The following is a 10,470-nucleotide window of genomic DNA, read 5'->3' on the forward strand; positions in this document are numbered from 1 at the left end:
GCAGCGGCGGTGAGGCCAGTGTTATGCGTCTTCTAGGTATAACTTCAGCTATACAATAACTGCGCCAAAAACTGCTGTTTTAGCAAGCAAAACTGAAAATATCTGACATGTTAACAAAACGGCTTGTATAACAAGCAATAGTGCCGGTCAAAGCCTAATCAGAGCGCAGAAAACAGAGCTTAGCAAGCTGAGCGAAGGGCAACTAAGCGCCATCTCATCCTGGGGTTGCACTAATGCGGTGCTTGAGAATAAGGTTTATCTAATATTGCCTTTTTTTGGTGCAGGTGGAGATGGAGATATCAGATTAAGCCGAACATGCAAAACGTGACGCGATGCTTCGCTAATGAAATGAATTGAAGAAAGGTGAAAAAGGAGCGAACACATCTTACATGTTCGGCCCACAGGATATAGCGAGGTCGCCCTCGTTGAGGCGTTAACTAACCTTTTGCCGATGAAGCTGCTTTGCCATCGGCGGGTCTGGCTTGTAAATATTGTTGGGTGATTTTCTCAGCTGAACGACCCGCAACATAACCGCCTAATCCTATTTGTAACAATGTCCAAGCCTCATCAGCCAAAGGGTTGGGCAACCAACCGAAACTGTCTAGTACTACCAAAGCTAAAAACGTGAGCATAGTGATAGGACGCCAGTTACGCTGGATCCAAGATTGCCCAGTAGACTCAGCGGTGATGATCGCGGTCTTGCTTTGTAGCAATTGGTTTTCATAGTCTATGACCTTGGCTAACAGTTCGTTTTCGACGGCTTTAATTTGGCTTTGTAACTGCAAGCGCTCTTCATCACTGGTGTGCAAATCGTCAACTAACTTTACGGCGGGTTCAAATAAATTACTGATAAATGAAAATACGTTCATGTTACTACTCCTCGCGTTTTTCCGTGGGGGGATTTGTGGTGCTTGGGTTATGCATTCGGGTGTAATTTGGTAAATGCGTCGTTGTGGTTTTTTATCAGCCGGCCGTACAAGGCTTTTTGACCGCTGCCGTTGTATAAGGCTGCAAAGTTCTCGAAGGCATGGTCGCGTAAATGCTGATGCATGATGTGGTCAAAAAACTCAAATAAGCCGTGTATGTGCGCGGGTATGCCTTGGCAAAATGCGTTGAACATCTCGACTACAGATTGATAACCAATACGTTCATAATGGAAGCCCATGATTTGCGGTGCTCCCATACTGATCGATAACATGGCGGCATTTTCGTCTAAACTGCGTGCAAACTCGAATACCTGCCACTCTTTCGATTGCACTCCATGAAAGTTCTGCCATGGATCACTCGGGTTCGCTCGCCATTGATGCTTAGTCCAAACTTTTTTAGGATCATAAGAAAAGTGCTGGCGATACTGCTGAGGGTGGTACTTGCCCCAATATTTCCAAAATTTGTGATTCTCAAACCGAATAATCAAACGGTCACTGTTGTTTTGCTCAAAACCCTTACCTCGACTTTCTACGCACAAAACAGCGACCGCGCAGGCCACATCAATATTCTTTTCAGCACAGAGTGTGGTTAGCAGCGCTCCCCAGCGATTCCAGGTGGCAGCCACGGCACGTTGCTCTTTGCTACCAGCCACTGTGAGAATAAGATTTGGGGTTAATTGTTCTGTCGGCTCTAGAGCTGTAGCAGTAGGGAGCCCATTATCGAATAATTCTTCATGTGTATCTTGGTGATCGTTTTGTTTTGCAGGAGTGCCATCGTTAACTATCGGCGCAACTTGCAAATAGGCGCTGGCCACATACCCGCGGTTGCCATTAAAGCGTATTTGCGACCAAGTCTGCTGATCTCCTTCCACCCAAACGAGGCTATTAGCAGCGAGTTGACCAAAAATGCTGGCTTGATGATGTGGAGCACTGCGCACGTTCAATGCACTGGCAGTGACATTAGCGTAATAGCCGTTATCGGCGTACACCAAGTCGACGTGTTTTGCGAACGTGTAAGCCTGGTGCCCATTAAATTCAACTTCTAACCAATCACCCACCACAGCTAGGGTTTTAATGGAAGCGCCGAGGGCAACACTGGCTAGCACAGTTGCACCTGCACGTGGTTCTTGACGAATATTGAGCAGCTGCGTATTTACTGTGCCTGTTAGACGGGTTAAGTCATGTACGGCTTGCAGATAGTGACCGGATACAAAGCCGAATGTGCCACCGAAACGAAATTGCACCCAACCATGTTGCATGGTGGTGGTGACAATAACCATACCCCGCGTAAGCTGTCCGACGACGGCGCTGGTGGTTGAGGGTAAACTTCGTACGTTAAGCAAATCAGCGCTGACAGCATCTAGCATAGGGAGATCTCCCATGTCAGCGATGTTGAATGTGGTAAGTTCGATTGTGAAGTGAATATTCTGCGCTTAAAAGGGAACATGATGGTGCCTCCTGCATATCAATGACCTTCAACTAAATTGATAGCAGGTTTACCCAGTTAAGCTAGTTTTTGTACGAAAAATATACAGAGTGTTTCTGTAGCATTTTACGCTGTGCGCCGGATTGCTAGGTGGCAATGTCTTTAACGAGCTGCGCCTTTAATGACTAAAGGTGATAATAGAGGGTTGGTGACTTTTCGTTCTGGGGAGATCAGATACAGATGTTCCGTGATCAGATCAGTGCGACCAATAACCCGTACCTTGTATTGTTTTTCTATATGATGCTCTGCGGAAGTGGGTGCACAAAATACCCCGTAGCCGCGTTGAGCAAATAGTTTCATTAGTGCGCCGTCGTCAAACTCAGCTGCAATCTGTGGATTGATATTGTGTTTGGCAAACCAAGCAAGTATCGATAGCTTTTGGGCTGATTTATCACCGGGTAATAAGAATGGTTGGTTATCTAGACATTGGGGGAAGTCAAAGAACCTCTCTGCCAAGTCCTGTGCGACAAAAAAGCTTAATCCACTGCGAGCAAGTAAGTGGTTATAGGCTTTAACATTACTGGTATTGAGTAATGGTTGGTCAGATAAAATACCGTCAATCTTACTCAGTGCCAGCTGTGCGGTAAGGCTGTTTAGATCCCCTTCTTTACATACTAGGCGCACATTCGGATGGGCTTTTAAGCAACGTTGAAACATTTCAAATGCAAGAATTTTAGGCAACACATCGGTCACCCCTATGGACAACATGTGTTGTTGGTTTTGCTTTTGGTTCCTCACTGAAAGCAGTAACTCATTACCCATATTGAAGATGTTTTTAGCAAAATTGTAGGTGAGTTGGCCTTGGCTATTAACCTGTAGGCGTTTACCCACTCTGTCAAACAAGTCAAAACCGAAGTATGCCTCAAGGGTACGAATTTGTTCGCTGATGGTCTGTGGAGTGAGGTGCAGAACGCTGGCTGCCTTTATAATGCTGCCTTCAGTCGCTGTGATGTAAAAGTAATATAAGTGCTGGTAATTTAATTGATTCACGTTCAGAACTCACTTAGTTGTTATCAGGAAAAACCTGATCGAAACGAAGATGAAAACGACTATATCTAACTGAGGCCTCTGCGTATATTAATTAAGATTATCTTCGTTTGAGGGGGGAGTCATGCAGTCTTATCTCGGCAAATTAATTCAACATGAAGCAGCCGGTGGCGTGTTACTGGTGATAGCTGCAGCCATTGCCATGGTCCTTGCCAACTCACCTGCATATGATTTTTACAACGGACTGCTGGAAATCCCAGTCAGTATCCGTTTTGGAGCCTTTGAAATCGCCAAGCCGCTGTTGCTATGGGTTAACGATGGTTTAATGGCGATATTCTTTTTTTTAGTCGGCCTAGAAGTAAAACGCGAAGTGCTCGGCGGGCAGTTATCATCTGTTTCTCAAATAACCTTACCTGCTGTTGCCGCAATAGCAGGTATTGTATTCCCTGCACTCATATACGTTTGGTTTAACATTGACGATCCGGTCGCTGTTAACGGTTGGGCTATTCCGTCCGCTACTGACATAGCGTTTGCTGTTGGGGTATTCACCATCTTCGGCAAGTTTCTGCCTTTGAGCTTAAAGCTGTTTTTACTCAGCGTCGCGATATTCGATGATATTGGGGCAATTGTCATCATCGCTTTGTTTTACTCACAAGATCTTTCAACCACGTCGTTAATCGTGGCGTGCGTAGGCTTGCTAACGCTATTCTTGCTCAACAGGTTTAACGTGCGTCGCCAAGCTGCATATGTCTTGATAGGCGTAGTGGTGTGGGCTGCAGTACTTAAATCAGGCGTTCATGCAACGTTAGCGGGTTTCGCGCTGGCGTGGTTTATCCCCCTTAAACTTAAGAATGAAGATGGTCACCCAATGCTGCCGCACCTAGAGCACAAGTTACATCCTTGGGTGGCATTTTTTGTGCTGCCTATTTTTGCCTTTGCTAACGCTGGGGTATCGTTATTTGGTGCGAGCATATCTGATTTGTTAAACCCCATTACCTTAGGCATTGCAGTGGGGTTATTTGTCGGTAAGCAACTAGGCATATTTGGTGTGTGCTGGGTAACAGTTAAGGCAGGATTAGCCAAATTGCCTGAAGGGGCTACTTGGGTGCAATTATATGGCGTGAGTTTGCTGTGCGGTATCGGTTTTACCATGAGTTTGTTTATCGGCAGCTTAGCGTTTGAAGAGCAAGGTTTGGCTTATCAAACGAGTGTGAAAGCAGGGGTATTACTAGGGTCGTTAGTCTCAGCTGTGCTGGGCGCTGTGTTGTTGGCCAGAAGTAATGCGAAATCAAAAGAGCGTGCTGAGCGAGAAGCTGCCAGAGACGCTTAATGACAGTGACCTGCAGGGTTATCTAAAGATTGCCGAATTAGGTCATTTAACCAGGTCGCTCAATAAGGTCACCCAATACAGTACCTAGGCAGTGCGATAAATAGGAGAACGTTATGTGTAAATTTTCGATATCCAAAATATTCAGCATGCGCGTATACAACGCCGTATTCTTGGCGTTGGGTTTTATGCTCATCCCTCATTCACTTTTGGCTTCGACCAATAATACTAAGCTAGGCGTCTGGCAAAACTGCCAGAACCTAAAGCATCAGTCAGAACAGCGCGAGTCTGAACTATCCCAAGTCGTTGACTCAACATGTTATCAATTTATTAAGGGGTTTCTGCACGGTGCCGTGCTGACAGACACTCAAATTATGCGTGGCCTAGAGAGCGAAAGCGATATGAATAGCTTTTCTAAGCGAGCGATTCGCACGCGACTGGGCAGCTCACGGGCTACTGATGCAGATACCTATTTAGCTCAATTTTGTTTGCCTAACGCAGATGTGGATCCCGAGGTGGTCATGTCTATAGTGAGTGCGTTACCAAATAAAATAGATGCGAGCAAAAGTGTCGCTGAGGAGATTTACCAAGCAATCAAAACGACCTATCCCTGCCAGCAACGTTAATTTCTGGCTGTCAGTTTTTAAGAGGGCCGACATAGGGCGTTTGGAGGTCCGTGAACTTATTACATCCAGTTTGCAGCTTTTCCCTTCTTCGTTGGTTATTTGCGACAGGATACTTTTATTCCTCTACCTGCGTTTAATTTAAGTTATTGATAAAAAATGATTTATTTTTTTGGTTAAACTTTTTTTAGCGATGGCATAAGACTTGTAATGAGCTAGTTCAGTTTCACAAAGTGAGTGGTAAGTGCAACGAAATGCTTAACTCACCTCAAAATTATAAAGAGAACTCAATGACTAAAATTATCACATTAGCAACCGCCTTATTTTTGACCCTATCGTTAGGAACCGCCTCTGCAGGTGTTTACAGCTCAAACGATGTACTGAATCAAGCCCATTATCAATTCAATAAGCAGCAAGTGTTATCAATGGTTGATAGCAGCGAAGTACAGGCTCAGCTAGTGGCTTTAGGTGTAAGCACCTCTGACGCAAAGAGTCGTATCAACAATATGACGCAAAATGAATTAAACGCATTGAACGAGCAAATGAACAACATGCCAGCTGGCGGTATTGTGGGGGCTATTGTGACCGTTCTTGCCGTGGTTGCTTTGCTTGATTTACTCGGCGTAACAGATGTGTACCCGTTTATTCGCCCAATTAACAGCTAGAACGTATTTATCTCGAGATATCCATATGTTTTATAAAGTTAAGGCTGGCATTATTGTCGGCCTTTTATGTATGTTGTGTGCTTGTCAAAACGCACCGCAAACAGAAAAGCTGTTTGCTCAGAAAAATGACTTTGCAGCAACGCATCTCATCAAAAATGTGCCCTTTTACCCTCAGCAAGCATTCTATTGTGGCCCAACGACATTAGCTGAGGTGTTCAATTACTACGGCGATGAAAGCACTCCAGAGGAGATAGCGCCGAACCTATTTGTTCCTGAATTAGAAGGCAGCTTGCAGCTTGAAATGGTCTCGGCGAGTCGTCAACAGGGCTTACTTGCTTATGCTGAAAAAGGTAATTTAAAGACACTGTTGGGCTTAATTCGTGATGATGTGCCTGTAGTGGTGCTGCAAAACGTTTCTGTAGCACTGTTGCCTATGTGGCATTATGCACTAGTGATTGGTTACGATCTGCAAAGTAAAGAAGTGATCTTGCATACAGGTGAAACTGAAAATCACCGCCTGAATTTCACCACGTTTGAGCGCACGTGGGCTCGCGGTGATTACTGGTTATTAGCAGCTGTCCCGCCAGATAAAATGAGCAACCAATTTAGCCCACTGAGTTACACTCAAGCCGCGCAGGACTTGCTTAGTACAGGGCAGATACAAGCTGGGCGAGAAGCGCTGCAAAATGCCATCAAGACTTGGCCTGAGAATTGGTTAAACTACTTCGTACTCGCCAATGATTACCTCACTGACAGCCCACAACAAGCGGTGAATTGGTTTCAGCAAGGTTACCAGTACAGCCATGCAAAAGGCGATAATGCTAACGTTGGAAATAACCCAGAAAACCACTTCGAGATTAGCGAAAACCTTCCTTATCTAAATAACTATGCTTACGCGCTGGCTTCGATAGGGTGCGGCCCTCAAGCAAATATTTTAATTAGTCGGGCTTTGGCTTATGAACCAGGCAACGCCAACTTGCTTGATACCCAAAAACAGATCCCCGAGTTAATCCAAAAGGGGGGAAATCGTAACGAAAGCGCGGCAACTCAATGTCCCCTTATCCGCTGACCACAACCAGCGACAACTGTAGAGCCTGAATACAAAGGTCGATTGCCCAAGCAATCGACCTTTCTCGTTTTTAGCCTAGCAACTCGATACACAACAAAGTATTTATTGAAAATTACCGAGACACCCATAACAACCAAGTGCAAGTTCATGTGCTCTACACCTTATTTTTAGAGGCTCCTGTGGAGGACGGTATAAATTTATTATCGTGGGTGATGAGATGGACGCTCCTAAGTAGCTACCGCGTCAAAATGCGCCAAACTGAATGTGTAAACAACAGTTAATGACTAAGGAGCGTCCTATGAATAATCTTAATACCATTGCCATCGATTTGGCAAAAAACGTATTTCAAGTTGGCCTGTTTTCACCCCAACATATTATGATGAGCAATAAACAATTCTCTCGTCAGACGCTAACGTCTTTTATGGCTAAGCAAGAAAAAGCTATTGTCGTCTGGAAGCCTGTTATTCAAGCCACTATTGGGCTCGGTTATTTATGGAAATGGGGCATGTCGTGCATTTGCTCCCTGCTCAACAGTTAAACCCTTTGTTCGAGGGAATAAGAATGATCGCAATGATTCCATTGCTATTGCTGAAGCCTCTTGGCGGCCTAACATTAAATTTGTGCCACTGAAGTCTATTGAGCAGCAAGACATACAAGCCCTACATCGTATTCGTGATAAATTGATTTCTAGACGAACCAGCATCATTAATCAAACTCGAGGTTTGCTTAACGAATATGGGGTCGTTATACCTCAAGGCTTAAAAAGCTTTACACAACATATCTCTGCTCTGATAGACCCAGAAGATGAGCGCACTACTGTGCGAATGAAACAACAGTTAAGAGGCGTAAAGGAAGAGTATGACCAATTAAGCAGACGCAGTAAGACTATTGAAACCGAGCTAAAACAATATGCTCAACAAAACACCCTATGCCAACGATTAATGACATTACCTGGTGTCGGTGTCCTCAATGTCACTGCATTATATGCAGCAATCGGCAATGGTAGTCAGTTTGAAAATCCAAGGGCATTATCGGTTTGGTTAGGCGTCACACCTAAGCAGTATGCGAGTGGAGAAAAGTCTTTTTATGGTGGGATCACCAAGCGCGGCAATCATTACTTACGCAAACAGCTGATACATGGTGCTCGCAGTGTAATGCATCGCATAAAAGCAAAAGATGACAAACTGTCCGTGTGGGTCAAACAACTGGTTGAGCGACGAGGCAAAAATAAAGCAGCGGTGGCACTGGCTAAACGTCTCGCGAAGTTAGCTTGGATATTATTACACCGAAACGAAAATTATCATTCAGTAGCAAGCTAACAATCAAGCATAGAATACTGGTAATACGTTGTTAAAAACACAATCTGAGTCGACGATAAACGATGTTAAAGCGGGTTTCCCGCACTTAGCGATAGTCTGTATTGGACAAGGTTTTTAAAACCGAGTGGGTGATTGAGACAGTTAAGTGCGGATCTCATTAGGGCCAAAGAGTAAACCGATAGTCCCCTCTCAGAATAGGCCGAATATATGTCAGTACGACCCTTATTCATTGATCGTGAAGATGTGTGCTGCGCTATTCGGCTAAGGCTAATAATTAGGCATAAATAAAGCTGATGTTACTTGTGTTTTTAAGCATGATAAAACAGGTCATCCGTATGGTTATTGCCCACTGGTAGTGACCGAATCAGTGGGAGTGAATTATGTCGTTTATTGAAGTAAAAGGCAGTTGGGATCCAAAGTTTGAGCCGGTTGTTGCAGCGTTCAAAGCGAATTTTGATCCGCAAAGTACTACGCCTGAGCAGGGTGCTGGATTTTCTTTGTTCCACCAAGGCAAGCTGGTGGTTGATATCTATGCTGGTAGTTATACCCAATCAGGTTCTTCAGCGCCTTGGCTGCAAGACACGCTTATCAATGTTTTCTCTACGACCAAGGGTGTTGCCGCGTTGTGTGTCGCGCATTTAGTGGAAAAGGGGCTGCTTCAGTACGGTGACCGTGTTGCTGAATATTGGCCCGAATTTGCAGCAAACGGTAAGCAAGATATGACCCTAGCTCAGGTGTTATCTCATCAAAGTGGTCTGAACGCCTTTGACCTACCGATAACGGTTGAGGGCTTGCTCGACTGGGATGTTTGCTGCAAGCTACTTGCTGCCCAAACACCATGTTTCCCGCCGGGGTCAAGAACCTGTTATCAGGCCGTCACCTTTGGTTTTTTAGTGGGGGAAATTGTTCGAAGAGTGTCGGGAGTTTCGCTGGGGGAGTATCTCAACAAAGAGATCTGCCAGCCAAATAACATTGACTTTCATATCGGCTTGCCTGAAAGCCAACATGGTAGAGTTGCGGATTTGCTGCCGCCAACACGTGCCCCTTATAAGTCTAAGAACATGCCTGCTCATGCATTGAAGGGGATGACAAACCCATTATTGCGTGCCGATTTCATGCTAACCCCACAAGCGCGCCAAGCTGAGTTGCCTGCCATTAATGGTCACGGAACTGCGACCTCAATTGCGAGCTTGTATGAACTATATCGCCCCGAAAATGACCTGCTTAGTTCAGCTACGCTCGCCAAAACGACGGAGGTCAACAGCACAAGAACGGATGATTTACTTGGCTTGCCCGTACACTGGGCCATGGGCTTAGTCGTCAATGCGTTAGCGAATACCTATGGCAAAGAACCGACTACCTTTGGGCATAGTGGTTGGGGTGGGTCGTTTGGCTGTCACGATCCCGTCAATGGATTGTCTATCGGTTACGTGTGCAGTCAAATGAGCCCAGATTTGGTGGGCGATGCGCGCAGTCAAAGTTTGATTGAGCAAGCTTATGCGTGTATCGGATAAATAGCTTAGAATACAGGCAATAAAAAGGGCGAATCAGTAAAATGAAGTGACCCCATAAAGTTGGACTCATTTCTAAGCCGCAACCAAGGCCTGATGTCGATATTGTATCGGACTCAGGCCTTTTAGTTTCAGCTTAATGCGTTCGTTGTTGTAATAGTCGATGTATTCTTCGATATTTTCAATCAGTTCATTGGCGTCTTTGAACGTCTCGTTGTGGTACATCTCAGTTTTTAATAGGCCGAAGAAGTTCTCCGCTACGGCATTATCTAAGCAGTTTGCTTTCCTAGACATACTTTGGAGTAGTCCGTTTTCTTTGAGGTGTTGTTGGTATTGTTTATTTTGATATTGCCACCCTTGGTCTGAGTGTATCAGTGGCTTCTCGTGTTGCTGTAGCTTACTCGTCGCGGCTTTGAGCATATCAGTGACTAATGGTAGCGCGACGGATGTGCGTACTTCGTAGCTGACAACCTCTTGGTTAAATAGGTCTATCATAGGCGACAGATACACCTTCTGGTCATTCACTTTGAATTCAGTCACATCAGTCACATCAGTCA

9 protein-coding genes and 1 pseudogene are annotated in these 10,470 nt (G+C 45.0%); 6 read left to right on the forward strand and 4 right to left on the reverse strand.

The genetic code is table 11. From position 1 onward, the window contains the following. Positions 1-437: 437 nt before the first annotated feature. The 3 genes from GMES_RS21915 to GMES_RS21925 form a co-directional block, all read right to left on the reverse strand. Entirely contained in the window at positions 438-869 is a 432-nt protein-coding gene (locus GMES_RS21915; protein WP_006995027.1) for a 3TM-type holin, read from the reverse strand. 47 nt (positions 870-916) lie between these two features. After that, complete coding sequence (locus GMES_RS21920) at positions 917-2,293, reverse strand: N-acetylmuramidase domain-containing protein (RefSeq protein WP_006995028.1); 1,377 nt, start codon at positions 2,291-2,293, stop codon at positions 917-919. Positions 2,294-2,514: 221 nt separating this feature from the next. Next, on the reverse strand, positions 2,515-3,402 hold the full coding sequence (locus GMES_RS21925) for a LysR substrate-binding domain-containing protein (protein ID WP_006995029.1): 888 nt from the start codon (positions 3,400-3,402) through the stop codon (positions 2,515-2,517). Positions 3,403-3,523: 121 nt separating this feature from the next. On the opposite strand from GMES_RS21925, the gene nhaA reads away from it, so the two are divergent. From nhaA to GMES_RS21955, 6 genes and pseudogenes are all read left to right on the forward strand, one after another. Next, a complete protein-coding gene (nhaA, locus tag GMES_RS21930) occupies positions 3,524-4,729 on the forward strand; it encodes a Na+/H+ antiporter NhaA (RefSeq protein WP_006995030.1) in 1,206 nt (401 codons plus the stop codon). A gap of 113 nt (positions 4,730-4,842) precedes the next feature. Beyond that, positions 4,843-5,352 (forward strand): hypothetical protein, encoded by a 510-nt coding sequence (locus GMES_RS21935; protein WP_006995031.1) that lies wholly within the window; start codon positions 4,843-4,845, stop codon positions 5,350-5,352. 287 nt (positions 5,353-5,639) lie between these two features. Beyond that, positions 5,640-6,014 carry a PA2779 family protein gene (locus tag GMES_RS21940; protein WP_006995032.1) on the forward strand — a complete coding sequence of 125 codons (375 nt, stop codon included), beginning with the start codon at positions 5,640-5,642 and terminating at the stop codon, positions 6,012-6,014. Between the two features lie 25 nt (positions 6,015-6,039). Further along, positions 6,040-7,083 (forward strand): PA2778 family cysteine peptidase, encoded by a 1,044-nt coding sequence (locus GMES_RS21945; protein ID WP_006995033.1) that lies wholly within the window; start codon positions 6,040-6,042, stop codon positions 7,081-7,083. 298 nt (positions 7,084-7,381) lie between these two features. Further along, positions 7,382-8,402 (forward strand): annotated as a pseudogene (locus tag GMES_RS21950) (IS110 family RNA-guided transposase). Between the two features lie 380 nt (positions 8,403-8,782). Continuing rightward, a complete protein-coding gene (locus tag GMES_RS21955; protein WP_006995036.1) occupies positions 8,783-9,916 on the forward strand; it encodes an EstA family serine hydrolase in 1,134 nt (377 codons plus the stop codon). Between the two features lie 72 nt (positions 9,917-9,988). Here GMES_RS21955 and GMES_RS21960 read toward each other — a convergent pair. Further along, positions 9,989-10,470, reverse strand: a 482-nt coding sequence (locus GMES_RS21960; RefSeq protein WP_039988043.1) for an IS3 family transposase, incomplete at its 5' end; no start/stop codon positions are given.

The organism is Paraglaciecola mesophila KMM 241, from assembly GCF_000315015.1.
Classification (GTDB): Bacteria; Pseudomonadota; Gammaproteobacteria; order Enterobacterales; family Alteromonadaceae; genus Paraglaciecola; species Paraglaciecola mesophila.

What these genes read in the sequence shown, in the direction of transcription:
- GMES_RS21955 (WP_006995036.1), top strand. Translation starts at nt 8,783, where the DNA reads ATGTCGTTTATTGAAGTAAAAGGCAGTTGGGATCCAAAGTTTGAGCCG.
- GMES_RS21940 (WP_006995032.1), top strand. Translation starts at nt 5,640, where the DNA reads ATGACTAAAATTATCACATTAGCAACCGCCTTATTTTTGACCCTATCG.
- GMES_RS21945 (WP_006995033.1), top strand. Translation starts at nt 6,040, where the DNA reads ATGTTTTATAAAGTTAAGGCTGGCATTATTGTCGGCCTTTTATGTATG.
- nhaA (WP_006995030.1), top strand. Translation starts at nt 3,524, where the DNA reads ATGCAGTCTTATCTCGGCAAATTAATTCAACATGAAGCAGCCGGTGGC.
- GMES_RS21915 (WP_006995027.1), bottom strand. Translation starts at nt 869, where the DNA reads ATGAACGTATTTTCATTTATCAGTAATTTATTTGAACCCGCCGTAAAG.
- GMES_RS21920 (WP_006995028.1), bottom strand. Translation starts at nt 2,293, where the DNA reads ATGCTAGATGCTGTCAGCGCTGATTTGCTTAACGTACGAAGTTTACCC.
- GMES_RS21935 (WP_006995031.1), top strand. Translation starts at nt 4,843, where the DNA reads ATGTGTAAATTTTCGATATCCAAAATATTCAGCATGCGCGTATACAAC.